This is a genomic window from Paenibacillus sp. EKM211P, from assembly GCF_011066175.1.
GTDB classification, from domain to species: domain Bacteria; phylum Bacillota; class Bacilli; order Paenibacillales; family Paenibacillaceae; genus Paenibacillus; species Paenibacillus polymyxa.
This window is the reverse complement of sequence record NZ_JAAMNS010000009.1, coordinates 96258-119225: the sequence shown is the minus strand read 5'-3', so window position 1 is coordinate 119225 and position 22968 is coordinate 96258. Positions and strand designations below refer to the sequence as shown.

Sequence of the window (22968 nt, the reverse complement as noted above, 5' to 3'; positions counted from 1 at the left end):
ACCTAAGAGCATGATAAAAAAGGAGATTGAACCCATGAGTACAACACTGGAAGTAGCTATTTTCTTATCCATGAACGGAAAAGCAAAGGAAGCCATAGCTTTTTACAAAAAACATTTTAACGCAGAGGAACGATTTCTTGTTACTTATCAGGACATGGCCAAACGTGACAGCTCAATACAGCTTACTGATGAAAATAAAGATTATATTTCTCATTCTGTCTTATTGATCGGAAGAACAAAGGTTATGATAGCAGAAGAACCAATGAATCCCAATGAGGAATATACCGTAGGGAATAACATTTCATTATGTATTCAAAGTGCTGACAGAGAAGAAATTGAACATTTTTATCATAGTCTAATAACAGATGAGCGAGTGAAAATCATTGTACCTTTATCTGGTAATGTGTTTAGCCAAGCCTACGGTATTGTAGAAGACCCGTTCGGTATCCAAATACAATTCATGTATGATCATCGATTATAATAAAAAAAGCAGGCTGAAAGGTACAACAGCATGGTGAAAAGTGGATAATAAATGGATAGAAGTAAAAACTAAAATGGGCAAATCCAAGATACCACAGCAGAAAAGGAGACACTATGACGGAGAAAAAAGAAATAGCTGATAAAATAGGGTGGAACTTCGACAACAGTTATTCTCGTCTGCCGGAATCCATGTTTACGAAGCTCAATCCAAATCCTGTTCGCTCACCAAAGCTGATCATTTTAAATCATCCGTTGGCAGTCTCACTGGGTTTGAACGAAAATGCTCTGCAAAGAGATGATGCCGTAGCGATATTGGCCGGCAATCAGGTTCCCGAGGGTGCTACGCCTCTTGCTCAAGCTTACGCAGGACATCAATTTGGGCATTTTAACATGCTAGGAGACGGCCGTGCTCTGCTGCTCGGCGAGCAGATCACTCCCTCGGGCAAACGGGTTGATATTCAGCTCAAGGGCTCAGGCAGAACGCCGTACTCCCGTCGTGGTGATGGCCGTGCGGCACTTGGGCCGATGCTCCGCGAATACATCATCAGCGAAGCGATGCATGCGCTAGGTATCGCTACCACCCGCAGCTTGGCGGTGGTAATCACGGGTGAGGCGATCGTCCGGGAAACAGAGCAGCCCGGTGCCATTCTGACTCGTGTGGCTGCCAGTCATCTTCGCGTCGGCACCTTTCAATATGTCTCAGCATGGGGCACGTCCCAAGATCTGCAGACTCTGGCTGATTACACATTGGAACGACACTATCCGGAAGTTGCCAATGACGAAAACCGTTACCTTTCACTGCTTCAGGAAGTGATTAAGCGTCAGGCGAAGCTGATCGCTCAATGGCAGCTGGTGGGTTTTATTCACGGAGTGATGAATACCGACAATATGACCCTTAGCGGAGAAACCATTGATTATGGTCCTTGCGCCTTTATGGATACCTATAATCCTGAGACGGTGTTCAGTTCCATCGACATGCAGGGCCGCTATGCTTATGTCAATCAGCCGCATATCGCTGCGTGGAATCTCGCGAGATTGGCGGAGACCCTCTTGCCACTGCTGCATGACAACAGAGAGCAGGCTGTCAAAATGGCCGAGGATGCAATTTCAGATTTTGCAAACATGTTTCGCCATCATTGGCTTGCGGGAATGCGGGCCAAATTGGGGATCTTTAACGAAGAGTCGCAGGATGAGTCCCTTATTGAGGATCTTCTTAAAATCATGCAGAAGCATCGCGCGGACTACACCAATACCTTCCGTGCCCTCACTTTAAACAAGCTGGAGGATACGGTTTTGTTCAGCACGGCGGATTTTACCCCGTGGCACGAGCAGTGGCAGGCGAGGCTGGACAGACAGCAGGAATCCGAAGCCTCCTCACATCAGCTGATGCGCAACAGCAATCCCGCAATTATCCCGCGCAACCATCGGGTAGAAGAAGCACTGGAGGCTGCGGTGGAACGAGAAGATTACCGAGTGATGGAGCAGCTTCTTGAAGTTCTTTCGAACCCTTATGCTTATTCTACCGAACAGGAAATTTACTCTACATTGCCTGAGGAATCCACTTGTCCTTACCGAACATTTTGCGGTACCTGATCTGTAGTAGTCATGTTGAACAATTGGCTGATAACGTATTTCATGCGTTGGTGGAGAAGAACGACTCTCTCTCACCAACGCATTTTGTTTTTATTTTGAATCTGTTCATTTACAGATGAGATCCACCACTTGCATCAATCAATTGACCCGTTATCCAGCGGCTATCCGTTGAGGCAAGAAAGGCAGCTATATCTGCAACATCTTCAGGCTCTCCCCAACGTTTAAAGGTCGAAAGGCCAGCGGCAAATTTCTGCCCGTCAGGATCTTGTAAGGTTCCGCTATTCATCTTTGTATTGATAATGCCTGGTTGGATGGCGTTGACGGTAATATGGCGGCTCCCAAGTTGATGAGCCAAAACGTGCGTTAGTGTGTCGATGGCCCCCTTTGACATGCTATATGCGAAAACACTAGGGGAGGCCACGCGTGTAACAAACGATGAGAGATTGATAATGCGGCCTCCATCTTTTAGACGCGGCAAAGCTTGCTGGGTAACAAAAAGAGGTGCTTTGACATTCATGTTCATGACTTCGTCAAAAGATTCTTCTGTTGTCTCTTCCAGAGGGACAATTTGACCTATTCCAGCGTTATTGACGAGAATATCAAACCGATTATCGCCTGTACATTCCCGAAGCGCTTCATCCAATTTCGCATATAAATCATGAATGCCGTTCAGGGCACTGAAGTCAGCACCAATCGTAAATGCAGCCCCTCCAAGTTGCTCAATTTGATGAACCACCTCATCTGCTTCTCTATGCCTTTTTCCGTAGTGTACTGCGACAATGGCCCCCTCCCGAGCCAGACGTAATGCAATGCCACGACCGATTCCTCGACTTGCACCAGTTACTAAAGCGATTTGACCTTTTAACTTACTCATGTCTTCATCTCCTTGTTTGGAATTCATGCATAGTTATATCACAAGGGTATGTTTGAAATGTTGCTCTTTCATTCGGAGCTTATGTTTTACACTGTATGGATATAGGCTTTAAACAAGCTTAATATCGTGATATTTATCATTGAAAAAACACGTATCTTCAACGCTCTAATGCATTACATTGAATTGACCAATGTTCAGTAAAATGAATCTCCTTCCTTTCCATTTCATGTCTAAAAATGTCTGCTAATTAGCAGTTGTATTTAGACGTTTTTTGTCATACAATGCATCTAATGCTACGGACTCGGTCTTAGAAACAGTAAGGTTTGGACGGCAAATAGGACGTGGTTGACTTTGTATATTTATGAATCGTGGAGCTACTGTGTAGTCGTTCGATCAACCACGTCAGTCTGAAAATTAATAATGTTTGGGGGCAGTTTTCCGGATCATTAGCATTTGATGACGAACATATACGAAGGGGAGCGTTCTTTTGGAATCGAAACAATTAACGAGAGGGCTGAAGCCACGACACGTTGAGTTGATTGCGCTTGGGGGCACGATTGGCGTTGGCTTGTTTATGGGATCGGCAAGTACGATAAAATGGGCAGGTCCTTCGGTGCTGTTGGCTTATCTCTTAGCTGGGATTATTATGTTTTTTGTCATGCGGATCATGGGGGAAATGCTGATTCTTGAACCGGTGACGGGCTCATTTGCTACCTTTGCTCATAAATACATCAGCCCTTTGGCCGGTTTCTTGACCGCTTGGAGCTATTGGTTCTTATGGGTTACTGTAGGAATGGCGGAGGTCACTGCGATTGGGGTATATGTGGGCTACTGGTTCCCGGATATCCCGCAATGGTTGCCGGCTTTGGCAGGTGTAATTATTATTGCGCTGGCCAATTTAGCGGCTGTGAAATTCTATGGAGAATTTGAGTTTTGGTTTGCGATGATTAAGATTATCGCTATTATCTTCATGCTAGTAGTTGGTACGGGGATGATCTTCTTTGGCCTCGGTAACGGCGGACAACCGATAGGTCTATCCAATCTAGTCAGCCATGGTGGTTTTTTTGCAGGAGGGTTAAAAGGGTTCCTATTTGCACTATGTATTGTAACGGCGGCTTACCAGGGGATTGAGATGGTAGGCATTACAGCGGGTGAAGCAGAAAATCCGAAAATGACCCTGCGAAAAGCTATTAAAAACATCATCTGGCGTATTCTGATTTTTTACGTAGGGGCAATCTTTGTCATTGTTACGATTTATCCTTGGAACCAAATTGGCGAGATTGGCAGCCCGTTTGTTCTGACTTTTGCCAAGGTGGGAATTGTAGCTGCTGCGGGTATTATTAACTTTGTTGTACTTACAGCTGCGATGTCAGGTTGCAACAGTGGTATTTATAGTGCGGGCAGAATGTTATATACATTGGCTAAGAACGGACAAGCTCCTAAGTTCTTCGGGAAGGTTTCCGCAAGCGGTGTCCCTAGAAATAGTATAATAACGACCATTTCATTGCTACTGGTAGGCGTGTTATTTAACTACCTAATGCCTGATTCCAAACTGTTTTTGTATATTTACAGCGCTAGTGTTCTCCCGGGTATGGTACCGTGGTTTGCATTAGCCATCAGTCAATTTAAATTCCGGAAAAAGTGGAAAAACGAAATGGAAGATCATAATTTTAAGTCTCGTTTTTTCCCGATCAGTAATTACATCACTATTATCTTTTTGTTGCTGGTAATCGTTGGAATGTGGTTTAATCCGGATACACGCTTGTCGTTGATTGTCGGGGCAACATTCATGGCGATCGTCGTTGTTGGATATTTTGTCTTTGGCATAGGAAAGCGGCAGAGAATTGAAGAATTAGAGAAACACGAATAGGCTGCTCAAGATGTAGTATTTGCCGAGTGTAATTCAGATGTCCTGAGTTGCACTCGGCTTTTCTTTTTATATGAAGAGGAATAGAGCAATGGGAAGGCTGTGAGTGAGCTACAGAAGGGTGTGATCATTGCAAAATAAAGCGAAGGTATCCCCAAGCTATACTTGGAGACACCTTCAAATTAAAACTGCTTTTACAACTTATTGATTTACCTAGCTTACATTGTGCTAATGTCAATCACGAATCTGTACTTCACATCAGATGCTAATACTCGTTTGTAGGCTTCGTCAATCTGGTCAGCTGATACCACTTCAATTTTAGGAACAATATTGTGTTTCGCACAGAAATCCAGCATTTCCTGTGTCTCGCGGATGCCTCCTATCATTGATCCTGCAAATGAACGGCGATGTCCGATAAGGGACATCACATTGAGTGACATCGGCTCGCCAGGGGCACCGACGTTCACCAAAGTTCCGTCAAGAGTGAGTAGTGCAAAATAAGCGTTCAGATCGATGTTGGCACTTACCGTATTAATAATCAAGTCAAAGCGTCCAGCCAGTTTTTCAAATGTTTCTGGCTCGCTTGTGGCATAATAGTGATCCGCGCCAAATTGCAAGCCATCTTCTTTTTTCTTTAATGTTTGTGATAGAACGGTTACCTCAGCACCCATAGCATGTGCGATCTTGATAGCCATATGGCCAAGGCCTCCCATACCCACAACTGCCACTTTCTTATCTGGGCCAGCTCCCCAGTGGTTTAACGGCGAATAAGTCGTAATACCTGCGCAAAGTAATGGAGCAGCCACGTCAAGCTCAATATTATCTGGAATTCTTACTACAAAATCCTCAGTTACGACAATGTGGGTGGAATACCCGCCTTGTGTAGGCTCGCCGTATTTGTCAACACCAGCGTAGGTAGGGACATTTCCTTTAAGGCAGTATTGTTCCTCTCCTTTACGACAGTTCTCGCATTCGCCACAGGAATCAACCATACAGCCAACTCCTACCCGGTCACCAACTGTGTACTTTGTAACTTCAGCTCCTACATCCGTAACAATCCCTGCAATTTCATGTCCAGGTACAAGTGGGTAGTTCACGGGTCCCCATTCGCCGTGAGCAGTGTGGATGTCAGAATGGCATATGCCAGCATATTTAATTTCAATCAATACATCATGTGAATCAAGATCCCGTCGTTTAATTTCAGCCGCTCGAAACGGTTTGTCTGGGCCGTCGACAGCTCGTGCTTTAGCAGTAATCATAAATAGCCTCCTAATTACTTATATTTTTCAAGAGAAAGTAATTGTATTGAATACAAAGTGAAAACTAAGTGAAGTCGATTGAAGTTTTCCTCTTGCAGATCAATGTTAATCCTTATAGTTAACTCTAAGTCAAGCAACTACCTATAATCCTTTTTAAAAATTATGCTAGGAGACTTTGACACTCCACCAATAGCTTGATAGAATCCCTTTATTCCTAGAGTTAACTCGAAGTCTATATCATTAAGGATAGGAGATACATGATGAAGACATATTCGATCAGCGAAGTTGCTAAAGAATTGAATCTTACAGCATATGCATTGCGTTACTACGACAAGGAGGGACTTATGCCTTTTGTAGAACGGACATCTAGCGGAACAAGATTATTTAAAGAATCCGATATTGACGCTTTAAAAATAATTGAATGTCTAAAATCCACCGGAATGCCGATCAAAGAAATTAAAAATTTCATTGATTGGTGTTCTGGGGGAGATTCCACACTACAACAAAGATATGACATGTTTTTGGAACGAAAAGCGACTGTAGAAGCACAAATGGAGGAACTAAGAAAAACAATGGAGGTTATTGAACATAAATGCTTATATTACAAAACTGCATTGGATGCCGGAACGGAAAATATTCATAAAAACAATAATATAGGGAGTCACATGACTAACTAACAGAAAAGACATAATTTATCCACACTTCCTTCTAATATTTAACTGTTAGTAGAATTATTGAAAAGCTATAATTCTAATGATGATTTGAGTGTATATGAAGAAAAGAGGTTGTGGGTATGAAGTTGAAAAAATGGCCAGTAGTATTCATGCTAGGTATTATCATGCTGGTATCCGTAGGGTGGAACAGTGGAATATCTTATGCAAAATATTATTACGAATACTCTTGGGATCAGTACAAGGGGACTGAAATCAAGACCTACAGGCTGACACCGGTAGCCGGTAGAGCTGGATTTATGGATCAGGAAAAGGCCTTTGCTGCGATTAGCAAAACCCCGAATGTGTATGGAAAGTTCAGTGGCTACCGAACAGAGAAAACAACTGAATTTGCAACCAAGAGTGTAACGGATGAGGTTTATAAATATGCAGTTGTTGATTTTAATACCGACAAGGAGCCAGAAACTGTAGAATACATTAATCCAAAAGACGGAATTCCTCATACATGGAACGGAACCGATGAGATTCGAATTTTTATGAGAGGATCTGAGGCAGCTTCGTTGGCTGAGCTGTTTTATGAGGGAACTCCAAGTGAAGAACGCTATCATTTTAATGCTGACGATGTATACTTAGTTGCATTCTGGTCCAGCGCAGCAAAACCAATCACTGGAATGTCTGCTGAAGCACTAGTTGAGGAAGGCCCCTCTACGCTTATAAACCGAGAGTGGGTAGCTCAAATAAAAGACAAAGATCCTGCTGCTTATCCACAAAACGGATCTTTAAAGGGCTACTTTTATATTTATAAGGGCTCTGAGTTGAAAAAGGATTAGAAAGAGAAGACAGAATTTAATAAGTGCATCTTACACAAAAAATGAGATAACATTTTGTATTCAGACGAATGCGGATACAGGTGTCATCTCTTTTTTTGTTTGTATACATGAATAAAATGATAACCCAAAGGTGATAAATATTTAATTGCCAATGAAAACCATTGTTTAGTGATAGGGAATTACGGCTTAAAAAAACAGGGTGAATGAGCAGGACAGCAGATTGCTCAAACCACTTTTTTTGCTGGCTTTATTCAATCCTAGAGAGATTATTCCGATAAACCAAGTATATACAGTTTGGTGTTAACAGTAATGAAAAATCGTTTGAAAACAAAAGAGATTTATTTTCAAAGTTGATATGAAGGTACAGGTGAAAGTGGCCCAGTGCCATCTCGTAAAGGAGGTGTAATGATCTCAAATAATGAACTGTGAAAAAAGGTTGAAACAAATTAGGCATTACATGGCTGGTTTACTGGCTGTCTGGTTGTTCTGTATACATAGTGCGCCTGTTTTTGCGAACAGAGCCTTTAACGATATCGAACATTCCTATGCAGCTGATGCGATTGAGGCCATGGCTGCTCAAGGTTATGTTACAGGTTATCAGGATGGGAGCTTTCGACCTTTACATTTTATCTCGCGTCAGGAATGGGCAAGCATTTTTGCTAAAACCTTAAAGCGAACATCGAATAACAGAGGCGTAACTTCTTTTCGGGATGTGTCACCATGGGCCTTACCTTATGTACAGGCCTTGCAGGAAGAGAGCATTACGAAAGGGATTAGCGATCAATTATTTGGTGCCAGGCACAATATGACCCGTCAGGATATGGCCGTTTGGTATGCCCGGTATTTTGGTGTTACCCGATCTGCTGGAATATCCAGTTTTGTGGATCAATCAGATATATCAGACTATGCACAAACGAGTGTATGGCTAATGGAACGGTTGGAGCTGATCGAGGGGGATACGAATCACTATTTCCATCCTAAAGAGTCTGTGAGACGGCAGGACGCCACGCTGGTTGCTTATCGGATATGGCTAGGCGGTGACGGTCTGAGAGAACGTGCCAAACGTTTGCTGGAGTCATTAGGAAATGGAGCTGCAACGATGCCTCAGGCGACCAGCCAACAAGAATCGCAGAAGATTGCGGTCGATTTGACACCGGAAATTAGGCAACAACCTGTGAATTCGGAAATTGAGGAGCCTAAAAGGCATCGCCCAAGACCTGATTCACCAGTCTCCCCGGTGACACCAATAGAGCCGAAACCGGAACCGCCAGTGACACCACCGAAACCGAAGCCGGAACCGCCGGTGATACCACCGAAGCCGAGACCGGACTCGCCAGTCACACCACCGGTGCCTAATCCCAAACCACCAGTAATTCCAGTAGATCCATCGGATCCTTCTTCGGATTTTCTGGTAGATGAAGTCGTAATCAAGGCGGAGGAGCTGGTAAATCAGCCGGAAACGTACTCTTCGTATCAGCTATCCTTTCAGCTCTACCATGAAGGGCGTCCAGTAAGCATTCCTGCTGCCAGCGTCACAAGTGTTACGTACACATTTAGTGATGAGTTAGGCGTGTTTGATGTACAAGGGAAAATCGCACATCCTGAAAATATTCCGGCTGCGGACAGCTTCATTCCTGTAGAGATGAAGGTCACTATTGCCAAACCTTATCAGGTCCTTACAGCTCAGACCAAGCTGATCGTGAAAGGGAAGACTCCGCCGGCAGAGCCACCGAATGTAATCAGGTCCGTATACTCGTCTACGTATACTATTTCAGAGGCTGCTGCTTTAGATCCCGCTGCTTGGAAAATGTCCTACGTATTTCATAATGCTAAAGGAGAGGTTATAGCTCCTGAAATGCTGCCGTCCGACTTGATACTTCGGGTAGAGGATTCCAGAGGAATATTTGACGAGGATGGAAAGATTGCCAATCTGCATTTGATTCCGGTAGTAAACTCGGTTATTCCATTAAAGCTCACGGTTGAGTCACCATCCCAAGGGATTCTTTTCACATCTGATGCGGAATTAACGGTAGAACCCGGGGAACGCAAGAAGCAATATTTTGCTGTCTCCATCATGCTGCAGGGAAGCGTGACTACCGTAGACCAAATCAAGCAATCTCGTCAATTGCTGATGGATCACTTTGGTCCCAACATCAAAGTGACGTGGGCGATGGAAAACGGATTTGTTTTTGTGGAATCGAACCGACCGCAGCTTAAACAGGTTCTGGATTACGTCGATCAGTATGGAGATGAAGTCGGGATACTGGCCGGGTATCCGAATAAGCTATACGAGTTACCTATTTGGGAAACCCGGATGGACGAGTGGCTGTATATGTACCGTTACAATGCATTCAATGAGCTGCACCAATCCGGTACAATGGGATCACCATCCGTGTTTGAAAGCATGGATACAGACCAATATCGGAAGTATCTGCCGAAATCATTGACCAGCTTTACGGTGAATCCCGAACAGACTCAATGGCTTAAGGATCACTATCGAATTACATCCGCGATGGGATGGTCGGCTACACAATATAATGTCAACGGCATGTATGGTGAGGGCTCACCTTTGATGCCTTACTGGTCTCATAAGGACAATCCAATTGTTCCCGCACAAGGAATCGCTGATAATAGCGGTACCGTATTCATGAACTCGGTTACGATTGATCCGATTGGGTCACGCTATACGAAAGATTCCTCACGCTGGACTCTTCATCCGGGTGATCCCTATGTGACGGAGACGGATGCGGCACCACAACTGTATATAGTACAGCAATATTTGGATAACCCTTATCAACGTATAAATACGGTAAACTACTTGTCTATTATTTTGGACATCAACGCACTTGCCAACACCCATAACATGGGTCCAATATGGGAGAACTTTGTGAATCATTTCCCGCTTGATCGCAAGGTCGAGATTGTGGGTGTTGACGGGCTGAAACAGATTTATGAATCGGTAGCAGGAGCTAATAATGATCATACTGAGTTTACGCTTATGTTTAGAGGTTCAGGAATAAAGACGGCTATGGATTCCAATAATTCACCGGCAAATCTGCGCTATTTGTGGACTGAAAATGCCTCACAGCGGATTATTTTATCCAAAGAGGATGGAGATGCGGCATGGTCCATTATTGACTTTACCGATTATACCTCAAAACCGGTTCCGAAGCTTGCTTACAGCCCGGAAAATAGTCACACGGACGTAAGCTATGTCACTGGAAGGAACTTCAAGCTATGTCCAACGGCTCCTTTAACAGTAGATGAAATTCAGCGTGTGAAAACTCGTTTGAAGGAAATCTATTTCGTGGAAGAAGTGAATTATCAGTAGGCGTTATGAAGTGACAGCACTTTTAGGAACTATAGTTTTATGTAAAGAGGGCGCCCCTAGCCATGGAAATGGCTTGGAGCGCCCTTTGTTTTTAATAAGGATATTCCGCGCTTTATACCCACTCCACAATCTGATCTACAGGTCGCCGAGTTTTGTCGCGCGGCTCGTTCAGGCGGTATCCAAAAGCCACCATACAAGAAATACCGAAATGCTCGGCATCCATAATGCCTTCTTCGGAGAGGATGCGTTCAATTTCTTGTTTATTAAAACCTTCGATAGGGCAGGAATCAATGCCGATTTGAGCTGCGGCAGTCATCATATTGCCCAGTGCGATATAGGTTTGTCGGCATGCCCACTCGAACATAGCTCTTTCATTTTCCTCAAGCGCAAAATCTGATTTTAGGAAGGCGTCATATACCTTCTCTTTGCCTTGCATCACTTCAGCAGGTAATTGCTGCACGTTTACCATCATATTCTTGATATAATCGGATGAAGCTACCATATCTTTAGGCAATCTGGAGAGAATAAGTACGAAATGGCTTGCTGTTGGCAACTGTTTTGTGGCCCCCCAGGAATAGGGCAACAGCTTCTCACGCATATCTTTACTTTGGACGACAACAAATTTCCAGGGTTCAAAGCCAAACGAGCTTGGGGATAAACGACCGGTTTCAAGAATAAACTCAAAATCGGAATCGCTAATTTTCTTATGACTATCAAATTCTTTTGTAGCATGTCTGAACTTGTATGCAGCCAAGATTTGATCTTTAGTGGTTGTTAAGGTTTCCATCGTGATTCCACTCCTTATGGTTGTGATTGAAATTGACGCTTACTAAGTGCATGACTAATATTAGAATATACATGACCATTTTTGAAGTACGCACATTAATGTGCTGTAGTATATAAAATGATACCAAGGAGGAGAAGGGCCAATGCGCAATCGGAAAGGCGGTTTTGGTGAATGTACCGCTGGGAATGATCAGGCGTGTCCTGTTGAGTACACGTTGGATGTGATTGGGGGCAAGTGGAAAGGGATTATTTTATACCATCTCATGTATGGGACTAAGCGATTTAGTGATTTTCGGCGGATCTGCCCGGGAATTACCCAGCGTATGCTGACACTCCAATTGCGCGAGCTGGAAGAGGACGGTGTCGTTCATCGTGAAGTCTACCAGCAGGTTCCGCCTAAGGTTGAATACTCTCTCACCGAGTTTGGAGAAACACTCATCCCGATTATTAATCTGATGAAGGATTGGGGAGAAGAATATAAAACAAAACAGCGATCACCGGAAAGCAGCCCTTCAGCAACCTAGCCCCAATTTGTAGGTTTAAGAAGCAGCCGCATCCAAAAGACCTGGCCATCATTTTGGCAGGTCTTTTTATTTTAAAAGTGAAATAATAAAAAGTTCGCTTTGCAGTTGACAGCAAGGATGACGCTTGATATATTTCTTACGATATTGATAATCATTATCATAATGGTATAAGGCTATTACCATATTACATAGGGGGCTAATAGGTTGAGGAAAAAATCGATATTTATGCTGGCTACTTTGATGCTTGTATTGGCTGTATTTATCAGCGCATGCGGCGGAAATAATACTGAAAGTAATCCCGCTTCATCGTCTAGAGATAAGCAAGAGTCGGCTACCACTGGAGAGACAAGGAACTTTAAAACGGTTAAAGGGGATATTGAGATTCCCGCTAAGCCACAGCGTATCGTAACGGATTTTTACGGCGGAGAACTGCTGTCTGTTGGTGCTAACGTGGTGGGTGTGGAGCCGACTGCGTTTCAAAATCCTTTTCTGACTGATTTGCTAAAGGAAAAAGGAACCAAGGAGGTAGGTGATCCAACCAATTTGGAGAAGACGCTGGAACTCAAACCCGATCTGATCGTGGTTATGAAGGATACGAATTATGAAGCTTTGTCTAAAATTGCACCTACCCTGTATATTCCGTACGGCACCACGACTAATATCTATGATACGGTCAAGCTGTTCGGCGATATCACTGGGGAAAAGGAGAAGGCTGAGCAATTTATCGCCGCCTTTGACAAAAAGGCTGCTGAAGGCCGCGCTCGTCTGAAAGGTGTTATTGACGAAAAGGCAACTTTCGGGTTGTATGAGCTGACGGACAAAAACGCACTTTGGATCTTTGGCGACAATGCAGGACGAGGCGGACAAGCCGTATACAATGCGCTCAAACTGAACATGCCGAAGAAGACAGCTAATTCCAAGGAACAAACTGTACAGCTTTCAATGGAGGTACTGCCGCAGTATGACGCAGATTACATGTTCCTGACAACCTATGATCCAGACAAAAAGGGAACCGCGCTTAAGCAACTGAAATCGTCCGCTGTGTGGGGCAATCTGCCTGCGGTGAAGAATAATAGAGTGTTCTTTAATGATTTTGATACGTACTATCGCTATGATCCGATCGCTATTACCGGACAGATTGATATGATTGTGGATATGCTGGTTGAAAGAGAGAAAGAAAATAAAGCTAAAAAATAGGTGAATTTTGTGTTGTAACGAAATGTCGAAGGCAGATAGGAAGTTGCATACTACACGCAGTATATAGCAATAAAAGACCAGTCCAACATAAATCATGTTTGGACTGGTCTTTTATATATTATTTCGTCGTAATTACGATAGTATCTTCTTTTTGTATCCAATCTACCTTGGCTCCCAGTGTCTCGCTGATGAGCCTCAGTGGAAGATAACCAATACCGTTCACCATGAAGGGTGGATTGGTGAGTTCTACAGATTTACCGTTCACTTTTGTTTGGCTGGTTTTAAAATTTATTTCTAGAGAGACGGGAGGGTCTCCCGCCTTGGACTGATTCATTTTCGCTATTTTGCTGTTGAAATCATAAGTGATGTCGGCTCCCAGTTGATCAAAAACAGAACGCAGGGGAATAAACGCCTGCCCATTGCGGGTAATCACACCGTTGCTTAGAGGGACAGGTGTACTGTTGAGACGGACGAGAATCGGCTTTTGTACAGGAACTGGCGTACTATAAAGAAATTCATAATCGCCTATGCCGAGTTGCGCGTGTTTGTTAACACCCCAGCCCCACAGTGCGTCGTTTGCCTTTTGCATGATGACGTGCCGTGGTCCTGCCTTGATGCTTTGAATATTTTGAGCAAGTAATGTAAAAGGGACATGGGAGGATAATTTTTCGCCATCTAGAGATGCAACATATACATTGCCAGCAGTGGTTAGAGCAAGAAGGGAGCGCTCAACGAAAAAGGCGTCTTTAACGTCCTTTACTCCTGTTAGCAGTACAGGGGTATTCGTGTTGTGATAGGTTGTATTGTCTAAGGCACCTGTAACTGTAGCCCCCCAGAACCATAGCCGACCTTGCTGATCAATGGCGAGATTGGAATACCTATTAGCCTTGATGGTCTTGATGCCCGATAAGGCTTGAATTTGCGATACGGATAGCGTTTCGGACGGAGCTGCATTTTTATCAAATTCTTTGGGCCACGTCCACACGGTACCATTCTTTTTTAAGGCTATATTTTTAGTAATTGCCGTAATGTCTTTTAATGGTGAAATAGGTTCGAAGCCCTGTAAGGCTGTTGTGTTTTTCCATACACTGCCGTCTTTCTTAAGAAATATCCAGCGTTCCTCATAATCCGGTCTTTCCTCATAGTAACTGACTATATCGGCAACCTCGTCGATGCCAGACAGAATTTGAAAAGGACTAAAGGTATTTTTATCTTCGAGTTGATCAGCGAGAAATATGCTGCCTTCGTTGGTCAGAGCGAGTACATGATCATTCAAACTACTTACAGCAGCGAGGTTCTGTAGTCCTTCCAGAGGAACAAACTTCACAGATTCAGAAATGTTGTTTCTAGGCACATACCAAGCAGAGTGGTCTTGCAAGGTAAATACCAGATCACCCTCGTTGATGATATTAGAGAATGTTTTTATTACGTTTGGCTTACCCTCTACACGAGTCGGTACGGATTGATTATAGCCCCACAGCCACAAGCTTCCATCGGATTGGATCAGACTTCCGGAATTATAGGAGCGAATATGCGATGTAGAATCATTTCCGGCCGCCCACACCCTGGGACTGATCAGTAATAACGTAATTATACTGAGTAATAGACCACGTCTTTTCATACGATTTTCCTCATTTCTTGATCAATGTGTATAAGAGAAAAAGTAATCTTAAAGAATATCCCTAATCCATAGACGAAGAAAGTATAGAAAAGTTTTCCAAATATAATGAATCAAAATAAAATAGCCTCCAAATCCAACCAATAAAGATGGATTTGGAGGCTATTTCTGTTAGCAAGTAGGTAGAATATATGGGTTAGCACAGCTAGAGCGCAGTATGAGCTAACTACTCGCGATTCGACTGCGTACGGTCAACAAGGTTTGCTCTTTAATTTGTCCGATTTCACGGAGGAGTGTGGCTGTTTTGGCTTCGTAGGATTGTTTGACATCCAAGTCTTTTAGCGAGGCAAGGTTAATATCAATGGTGAGCAGGGCGGATTGAGCGGCTGCTTCAAACAAAATCGCACCGATGCCCAGATCGGAGATCACATTTTTATTGGATATTTCCACAATGTTGTAGGCTTGTGATAGTCCGTCCCGGCATACTTCCAGCAGGCGCATAGGTACCTCAATGGCAGCAATCACAGCTGTTTGTAAGGAATGGGTGCGATAGCGCTTTTCTTCGTCTGTTTCTTTGGGCAAACGCAGCGCGGTCATGTACTGTTCAAAGGATTGGATGTCTGCGGCCATCAGTTCCTCACAATGCGTAGACAATCTTTCCATACTGCTAATGACTTGCACCATTTGTTCACGGAATTGCGTGTATTTTTCTCCTTGTGAAAGGTTGGCGGTCATGGAGGTCATCGCTGCGCCTAGTGCCGCAGCCAGCGCGGATACACTTCCTCCACCAGGGGTAGGCGCTGCACTTGCAGCTTCTTTCAGAAAATGTCCGATGGACTGGTTCCACGACAGTTCACTCATGAATAAACCACCTCTCTGGAGTAATGTTGCAGACGTATCGCTTTGAGCAGATTTTTGTACAAAATTGCAGTCGTTAAGGTGCCCACACCACCGGGAACGGGAGAAATGGCATGTACCTTTTCTACAACGTCCTGAGCAGCGTCCCCCACAATTTTACCCTCCAGCGTCTCATTAATTCCTGCATCCACGAGAATCAGACCTGGATGAACCATATCCTGCGTAATCACATCAGGACATCCGACTGCGACGAAGGCAATGTCTGCATGGCTCAGATGCTCTGCAATATCACGCGTACCTGCATGACAGGCGGTGACGGTGGCATTTTCTCTTTGCAGCATGTGGAAAAGGGGAAGTCCCACTGTTTGCCCGATGCCCACGAGCGTGACATTTTTGCCTGCCAAGGAGTGGCCGTAATGCTTGAGCAGTTCAATACAGGCTTGAGGTGTAGCGGGGTATAGTCCTGCGTCACCCGTAACGGTAGCCAGTTTGTTATCAGGTGTAATTCCATCAATATCCTTGTAGGGGGCGATGGACTGTTTAATAACGGAGGCAGAAAGATGTTGAGGAAGCGGGAGTTCCAGCATAATGCCATGTACATGGGATGCATCATTTAGGGTACCGATCACGTGCAGAAGTTCGGCTTCGCTTACATGACGATTAAAAGTATGGAGATGAAATGAGATGCCCAGCTTCTCTGCTATTTTTTGCTTGGTCCGTGCATAGTATGCAGATGCCGCATCACCCTCTATCAACAGGGTTGCCAGATGGGGACGGTGTCCTTGCTGTTTCATTTGCTCTACTTGGGAACGGATCGTTGCATACACTTGCTCAGCTGCTTCTTTGGATTTCATGATAATAGCCATAGTCCGAGCCTCCTCTGAATTTATCGCATAATGGAATCAACAGGGTGTCATGGTCTTAGAAAACGAAAAAAAGTATTTGCACAAGGTCGTCAAGACAGACGAATCCTCTGCAAATACTTCTCCCAGGCGAACGGTACGCTTGATTGTATGCTCCCTCGTGGTTCATTCCACTGACTTCGCCAGTCACATACAGCGTTATATATCTTATATTTTAACAAAATAACAGCAGAAAAGAAACCCGTGAACATTTGCCAAACAGGTTTGGTTAGTTGTCTATATGACAAATGTCATATGCCTGAACTGACGTTTATGACTACAGCAGATACAGCGGTCTCCTTATACTGAGCTTAGATCAACATGTACGCCTGACAGGATTAAGGTATGGGCTGCATTTTAAAGGAGGATCATAATGGGTATGACACAACTCCCGTTAGCTCAATTGAAAAAAAATATGGCTCCCTACGAGAAAATAAACACGAAATCCAGCGTTCTGCAACTGTTCAATACCTTGGGACCGCTGATCCTATTGTGGTATGCCGCTTATCTTAGCCTAGCGGTTTCTTACTGGCTGACGCTTCCCATTACCATTATTGCGGCAGGGTTTGTGGTACGGACGTTTATTATTTTTCACGATTGTGGTCATCAATCTTTTTTCAAAAGTCGCAAGCTGAACGATATTGTGGGAACGATTACAGGTATTATTACGCTCTGCCCTTATCACCAATGGAAAAATAGTCACGCGATCCACCATGCAACCAGCAGTAATCTGGATAAAAGAGGCACAGGTGATATGTGGGTGCTCACGGTAGAAGAGTACACAGCAGCTTCCACATGGACACGGCTGGCCTATCGTGTATATCGAAATCCTTGGGTTATGTTCGGCCTAGGTCCAATCTATACTTTTTTGATTTCCTATCGGTTTAATGTCAAGACAGCCAAACGTAAGGAAAAGATAAACACTTATGTGACGAATATATCCATTGTTGCATTGTATGCACTGTTGTGCTGGGCTATTGGTTGGCAGGCATTCCTTCTGGTACAGACGCCTATCTTTTTTGTCTCTGGTATGTTGGGAATCTGGCTGTTCTATGTGCAACACCAGTTTGAGGATTCGTATTTTGAGCATGATGAAGAGTGGAGTTATATTAATGCGGCCGTCGAGGGCAGTTCTTACTACAAGCTTCCTAAAGTATTGCAATGGATTACAGGTAATATTGGTTTTCATCATGTTCACCACTTGAGCCCGAAAGTACCAAATTACAATTTGGAAAAAGCGCATGAAGCGACACCGTTGCTGCAAAAGGCGACCACGATTACGGTGAGTAGCAGTCTGGAATCTTTAAAGTTCCGACTATGGGATGAAAGTACAAAGACCTTTCTGACCTTTAAACAAGTAAAGCCGCTGCTTAGCAAACGTGTTGGCGCTTCAAAGCCCATCCCTACGCCTGTTGTAGGCACGGAACGAAAATAACGTTGTACGGAAATTGGTATGATAAAATAAGGGGTATCTAAAGTAGAAAAGGGTGGCAGGATGCAAAAGTGGTATCAGATTTTCCAAAGAAATACGGGACTTAGCCCTTATGTGTGGGTTGTCTTTTATATCCTGCCCTTTTACTATTTTAGCTCTTCATCTACAAGTCATATTATTCTGGGAACTGCTATTATTTTGGTGTTTTTTGCTTGTTATGTACTGGCTTTTGTCTCTCAAGGCTGGCTCATATACTTTTGGACCAGTGTGCAGATTGCTATATCGATTACGATGACGCTGCTATTTAGCTATATGTACTTTTCCATATTTATCGCTTATCTGATTGGTAATATGAAAAGTAAGGCTGCATTTACGGCGCTGTATATTATTTTAATGGTGATTACGATTGGATTAATTAATTATGGGTTTGTTTCTCAAAATCCTGTATTCATTAAGCAGATTCCTTTTATCCTGCTCAATCTGATTGGTGTGATCCTCCTGCCGATTACGAACTTTAATCGCAACAAAAGTGATCGGCTTCAGGTCCAATTGGAGGATGCCAATAAAAAAATATCGGAATTGATTAAGTTGGAGGAACGGCAAAGAATCGCGCGTGACCTGCACGATACCTTGGGTCAGAAGCTGTCACTCATTGGACTGAAGAGCGATTTGGCGGGCAAGCTGCTGGACCAGTACCCGGAACGGGCTCATGCCGAAATTAGCGATGTTCGTCTTACGGCGAGAAGTGCGTTAAAAGAAGTACGAGAAATGGTTACTCAAATGCGCGGCATGAGACTAGAGGATGAACTGCTGCGTATTCGGCAAATTTTAAAGGCTGCTCACATCGAACTGACCTTGGAGGGCGACCCGAAGCTGGAGCATACGTCATTAATGAATGAAAATGTGCTGAGTATGTGTATGAAGGAAGCCGTAACCAATGTAGTGAAACACAGTGGAGCTACCGCTTGCTCCATCACCATTGAGCCGTCTCGTAAGGAATTGACCCTGCGGATTCAGGATAATGGAGTTGGTATTATGGGAGAAAATGCAGTCTTTCGGGGACATGGTCTGCAAGGCATGAAGGAAAGGCTCGAATTCGTGAACGGATGTATGGAACTGCGTTCAGATCAGGGAACGACCCTGGTCATTAAAGTGCCTAACATCACTGAAAAGCCGAATGAGGAGGTGGGGCCATGATTCGAATCGTCATCGCAGAAGACCAGCGTATGCTGCTGGGTGCTCTAGCCTCCCTGTTGGACTTGGAAGAAGACATGAAAGTAGTCGGAAAAGCAAGCAACGGGGAAGAAGCTATAGAACTGGTGAAGCAACATCAGCCAGACATATGCATTATGGACATCGAAATGCCTATCAAGAGCGGATTGGATGCGGCAGAGGAACTCAAAGGCTTGAATTGCAAGGTGCTTATTTTAACAACGTTTGCTCGCCCCGGGTATTTTGAACGAGCGATTAAGGCGGGCACACACGGTTATTTACTCAAGGATAGTCCCAGTGAAGAACTGGCTTCCTCCATTCGCAGTATTATGGCAGGTCGGCGTATTTACGCTCCAGAACTGGTTGATGATGCTTACGCCGAGGTCAACCCGCTGACTGAGCGTGAAAAGACCGTTTTGGCGCTTATTGCTGACGGAAAGAACACCAAAGAAATTGCTGGTGAACTGTATTTAACAACAGGGACAGTGCGGAATTATATTTCAGTCATTCTCGATAAGCTGGGTGTCAGCAACCGGATTGAGGCCATTACACGTTTTAATGAAAAAGGTTGGTTTAAATGAGAGACAGACAAAATATTAAGCAGGACAGGGACGCTATGAATCCAAACATAGCTGCTCTGTTTTTTTGTTTTATCCATAGATTTGCTATGCCTCTAGCGTACTTCCTTGTGATACAATAGGATAGTTGTCCACAGGATGGACCCGGAGTACAAGGAGGAGCAGAACCGCATGAAACAAGCCCCGTTTATAGCCGTTGAAGGGCCGATTGGAGCCGGCAAGACGACGTTGGCTTCGATGCTTTCAACCGAGCTACATTTGCCGATGATCAAAGAGATTGTCGAGGAAAACCCGTTTCTCGATAAATTCTATCAAAATATAGATGAGTGGAGCTTTCAGCTGGAAATGTTCTTTCTCTGCAATCGATATAAGCAGCTAGAGGATACTGGCCTGCAATATATCGAGAAAGCTCAGCCTGTGATTTCAGATTACCATATCTATAAAAATCTGATTTTTGCTGAACGTACACTTAAAGGTGTAAAACTCGAAAAATATCGCCAAATCTATCATTTGCTCACCGATGATATGCCTAAGCCGGACATTATCGTTTATATTAGAGCAGATTTGGATACGTTGCTGAGCAGAATCCGTAAGCGCGGACGCTCCTTTGAACAGGAGATGGACCCTGCCTATCTGGAGCAATTGATTACGGATTATGATAAAGGCATTCAGTTTCTCGCCGAACAGTCACCTGCCCCACGTATATTGACCGTGAACGGGAATGAAATTGATTTTGTAGAAAACCAGGCACAATTTGAACAAATTGTTTCCGATGTAAAGGAGCTTATATAGTGAATAATTACAACATTCCTGCAAATGCCCTGATTACGGTAGCGGGTACGGTAGGTGTAGGTAAATCCACGTTAACAGGTGCTTTGGCCAGTCGTCTTGGTTTTAAAACCTCGTTAGAGCAAGTCGATCATAATCCGTATCTGGAGAAGTTTTATCACGACTTCGAACGATGGAGCTTTCATCTGCAAATCTATTTTCTCGCGGAACGCTTCAAGGAGCAAAAGAACATTTTCTTGTCTGGTGGAGGTTTTGTGCAGGATCGTTCCATTTATGAGGATACGGGTATTTTTGCGAAAATGCATGCTGATCAGGGAACAATGAACCCTACCGATTACGAAACATATACTAGCCTGTTTGAGGCGATGGTCATGACCCCGTTCTTTCCGCACCCTGATGTGCTGATCTATCTGGAAGGCAGCTTGCCCTCCATACTGAGTCGGATCGAAGAACGCGGCCGCGAAATGGAAATCCAGACCGAGCGATCCTATTGGGAGCAAATGCATCGCAGATATTCCAATTGGATCAACGAATTTGATGCCTGTCCTGTACTGCGTCTAAACATTGATGAGTACGATGTACACGACCCTGCCTCCATGGATGCCATTTTGACAGAAGTGGGCAAGGTAATCTCCACAAAGTAGAGATATAACCCCAAAAAGCATACAAGGACTGTGGTACAATCAGTATAAATTAAGCTGATAGACCACAGTCTTTTTTAATATGTGGAAGCATGAGGGATGACAGGCGGTAGAGTGGACAAGTCTTGGCTGGAATGCGAGAATAGGACATATATTATTTGTAATGACTCACGGGAAAGGATGGGATACTGTGATGCGTTTTGGTATCGTTGGAACGAACTGGATAACAGAAAGATTTATTCAAGCTGCGATAGAGACAGACGAATTTTCCCTGACCGCGGTGTACTCACGCACAGAAGAGAAAGGCCAAGCCTTTGCTGCCAAATATAACAGCCAGCCGGAGGTTTTTACAGATCTGGCCCAAATGGCTGCAAGTGACCAAGTGGACGCCGTATATATTGCCAGTCCCAATTCCTTACACGCGGAGCAAGCGATCTTATGCATGAATCATGGAAAGCATGTGCTGTGTGAGAAGCCTTTTGCTTCTAATGCAGCAGAGGTGCAGAGCATGATCGAAGCCGCGCGCAACAACGATGTTCTGTTGATGGAGGCTGTTAAATCCACGCTTATGCCCAACTTTAAAATTATAAAGGATCATATGTATAAAATAGGCCGGGTTCGGCGTTATTTTGCAAGTTACTGTCAATACTCTTCACGCTTTGATGCTTTTAAGCAGGGTAAGGTGCTGAATGCCTTTAATCCGGCTTTTTCAAATGGTTCCTTGATGGATCTGGGAGTGTATTGTTTGTATCCGATGGTGGCATTGTTCGGCAAACCGGATGAGATCCGAGCGGTGGGTGTGCTGTTATCCTCTGGTGTGGACGGCGAGGGCAGCATCGTGATGAAGTATCCGGATATGGATGCGATCGTCATGCATTCCAAAATTACAGATTCCTATTTGCCTGCCGAAATTCAGGGTGAGTATGGAACGATGGTGATCGACAAAATCAGCCAGCCCTATGAGGTGAAAATTCATTATCGGGACGGCACGATTGAGGATTTGACCAAGGCTCAGACGCGTGAGCCCATGTATTATGAAATTCGGGAATTTATGGATCTGATCAAGAGTGGGGAACGCAACAGTTCTATTAACTCTTTGGAGTGTTCACTGGCAGTCGCTGAAGTGATGGAGGAGGCAAGACAACAATTTGGCCTTCGTTATGAAGCGGATTTGAAAAATACTTCTGCGCATTAGTCTGTGGCGCATAATCAAGATTAACAATGCACAAAAGGCTGCCGATTTTGCATAACTTTGCAAATATACGGTTAGCCTTATTTGGCTTTGTAGGTCTAAAAAGGTAATCCATGGTGATGACGAGAGTAAGCAGATTGTATTCTTTTTTTATTGACAGATTCTCTTTCATGTCTTAAGGTGTTAACAATACATGATCAATATCAGTTAAATTATCCCATTTTCGTCCACGAAGATTAGGGAGTTTTTTTTTAGTTTTAAATCCGATTAAATCAACCGGATTACTAAATAAGATGGAGGAATACATCAATTGTAGGCGCAAGGGGGAAGCGGT

Annotated in this window: 20 protein-coding genes and 1 riboswitch; of the genes, 14 read left to right on the top strand and 6 right to left on the bottom strand. The window is 44.0% G+C overall.

The annotated features are described in order from the left end of the window. Positions 1-34 precede the first annotated feature (34 nt). On the top strand, positions 35-481 hold the full coding sequence (locus G9G57_RS14730; protein WP_019686211.1) for a VOC family protein: 447 nt from the start codon (positions 35-37) through the stop codon (positions 479-481). A 113-nt stretch (positions 482-594) separates the two neighbouring features. Further along, entirely contained in the window at positions 595-2073 is a 1479-nt protein-coding gene (locus tag G9G57_RS14725) for a protein adenylyltransferase SelO (protein ID WP_019686212.1), read from the top strand. 109 nt (positions 2074-2182) lie between these two features. On the opposite strand, the gene G9G57_RS14720 is transcribed toward G9G57_RS14725, so the two are convergent. Then, complete coding sequence (locus G9G57_RS14720) at positions 2183-2947, bottom strand: SDR family oxidoreductase (RefSeq protein ID WP_019686213.1); 765 nt, start codon at positions 2945-2947, stop codon at positions 2183-2185. Between the two features lie 487 nt (positions 2948-3434). On the opposite strand from G9G57_RS14720, the gene G9G57_RS14715 reads away from it, so the two are divergent. After that, entirely contained in the window at positions 3435-4817 is a 1383-nt protein-coding gene (locus tag G9G57_RS14715) for an amino acid permease (protein WP_019686214.1), read from the top strand. 215 nt (positions 4818-5032) lie between these two features. On the opposite strand, the gene G9G57_RS14710 is transcribed toward G9G57_RS14715, so the two are convergent. After that, positions 5033-6073: an NAD(P)-dependent alcohol dehydrogenase gene (locus tag G9G57_RS14710; protein WP_019686215.1), complete on the bottom strand. Its 1041-nt coding sequence runs from the start codon at positions 6071-6073 to the stop codon at positions 5033-5035. Between the two features lie 260 nt (positions 6074-6333). Between G9G57_RS14710 and G9G57_RS14705 the strand changes: the two genes are divergently transcribed. The 3 genes from G9G57_RS14705 to G9G57_RS14695 all read left to right on the top strand — a co-directional run bounded on the left by G9G57_RS14705 (position 6334) and on the right by G9G57_RS14695 (position 10905). Further along, positions 6334-6750 carry a MerR family transcriptional regulator gene (locus G9G57_RS14705; RefSeq protein ID WP_019686216.1) on the top strand — a complete coding sequence of 139 codons (417 nt, stop codon included), beginning with the start codon at positions 6334-6336 and terminating at the stop codon, positions 6748-6750. A 116-nt stretch (positions 6751-6866) separates the two neighbouring features. Then, positions 6867-7574 (top strand): hypothetical protein, encoded by a 708-nt coding sequence (locus tag G9G57_RS14700; RefSeq protein ID WP_017426237.1) that lies wholly within the window; start codon positions 6867-6869, stop codon positions 7572-7574. Positions 7575-7992: 418 nt separating this feature from the next. Continuing rightward, positions 7993-10905, top strand: coding sequence for an S-layer homology domain-containing protein (locus G9G57_RS14695; RefSeq protein ID WP_017426238.1), 2913 nt, complete (start codon positions 7993-7995; stop codon positions 10903-10905). A gap of 112 nt (positions 10906-11017) precedes the next feature. Here G9G57_RS14695 and G9G57_RS14690 read toward each other — a convergent pair whose 3' ends face one another. Beyond that, positions 11018-11692, bottom strand: a complete 675-nt coding sequence (locus G9G57_RS14690) for an NAD(P)H-dependent oxidoreductase (protein ID WP_016819845.1) — start codon at positions 11690-11692, stop codon at positions 11018-11020. A gap of 142 nt (positions 11693-11834) precedes the next feature. On the opposite strand from G9G57_RS14690, the gene G9G57_RS14685 reads away from it, so the two are divergent. After that, positions 11835-12215 carry a winged helix-turn-helix transcriptional regulator gene (locus G9G57_RS14685; protein ID WP_017426240.1) on the top strand — a complete coding sequence of 127 codons (381 nt, stop codon included), beginning with the start codon at positions 11835-11837 and terminating at the stop codon, positions 12213-12215. Between the two features lie 204 nt (positions 12216-12419). Continuing rightward, positions 12420-13412 (top strand): ABC transporter substrate-binding protein, encoded by a 993-nt coding sequence (locus tag G9G57_RS14680; protein WP_113050749.1) that lies wholly within the window; start codon positions 12420-12422, stop codon positions 13410-13412. 118 nt (positions 13413-13530) lie between these two features. On the opposite strand, the gene G9G57_RS14675 is transcribed toward G9G57_RS14680, so the two are convergent. The 3 genes from G9G57_RS14675 to G9G57_RS14665 all read right to left on the bottom strand — a co-directional run bounded on the left by G9G57_RS14675 (position 13531) and on the right by G9G57_RS14665 (position 16754). Continuing rightward, complete coding sequence (locus G9G57_RS14675) at positions 13531-15033, bottom strand: stalk domain-containing protein (RefSeq protein ID WP_113050750.1); 1503 nt, start codon at positions 15031-15033, stop codon at positions 13531-13533. A gap of 219 nt (positions 15034-15252) precedes the next feature. After that, positions 15253-15891 (bottom strand): cyclodeaminase/cyclohydrolase family protein, encoded by a 639-nt coding sequence (locus G9G57_RS14670; RefSeq protein WP_102998739.1) that lies wholly within the window; start codon positions 15889-15891, stop codon positions 15253-15255. Next, complete coding sequence (locus G9G57_RS14665) at positions 15888-16754, bottom strand: bifunctional 5,10-methylenetetrahydrofolate dehydrogenase/5,10-methenyltetrahydrofolate cyclohydrolase (protein ID WP_113050751.1); 867 nt, start codon at positions 16752-16754, stop codon at positions 15888-15890. The genes G9G57_RS14670 and G9G57_RS14665 overlap by 4 nt, the downstream gene beginning before the upstream one ends. Positions 16755-16867: 113 nt before the next feature. Beyond that, positions 16868-16951, bottom strand: a riboswitch (ZMP/ZTP riboswitch). Positions 16952-17163: 212 nt separating this feature from the next. On the opposite strand from G9G57_RS14665, the gene G9G57_RS14660 reads away from it, so the two are divergent. The 6 genes from G9G57_RS14660 to G9G57_RS14635 all read left to right on the top strand — a co-directional run bounded on the left by G9G57_RS14660 (position 17164) and on the right by G9G57_RS14635 (position 22637). Next, positions 17164-18225, top strand: coding sequence for a fatty acid desaturase (locus G9G57_RS14660; protein ID WP_164965129.1), 1062 nt, complete (start codon positions 17164-17166; stop codon positions 18223-18225). Between the two features lie 60 nt (positions 18226-18285). Next, on the top strand, positions 18286-19419 hold the full coding sequence (locus G9G57_RS14655) for a sensor histidine kinase (protein ID WP_113050983.1): 1134 nt from the start codon (positions 18286-18288) through the stop codon (positions 19417-19419). Then, positions 19416-20015 carry a response regulator transcription factor gene (locus G9G57_RS14650; RefSeq protein ID WP_064795848.1) on the top strand — a complete coding sequence of 200 codons (600 nt, stop codon included), beginning with the start codon at positions 19416-19418 and terminating at the stop codon, positions 20013-20015. The genes G9G57_RS14655 and G9G57_RS14650 overlap by 4 nt, the downstream gene beginning before the upstream one ends. A gap of 168 nt (positions 20016-20183) precedes the next feature. Then, a complete protein-coding gene (locus G9G57_RS14645) occupies positions 20184-20804 on the top strand; it encodes a deoxynucleoside kinase (protein ID WP_016819853.1) in 621 nt (206 codons plus the stop codon). Then, positions 20804-21445 (top strand): deoxynucleoside kinase, encoded by a 642-nt coding sequence (locus tag G9G57_RS14640; RefSeq protein ID WP_017426248.1) that lies wholly within the window; start codon positions 20804-20806, stop codon positions 21443-21445. Before G9G57_RS14645 ends, G9G57_RS14640 begins: the two co-directional genes overlap by 1 nt. 190 nt (positions 21446-21635) lie before the next feature. Continuing rightward, entirely contained in the window at positions 21636-22637 is a 1002-nt protein-coding gene (locus G9G57_RS14635; protein WP_017426249.1) for a Gfo/Idh/MocA family protein, read from the top strand. The last annotated feature ends 331 nt before the right edge of the window (positions 22638-22968 follow it).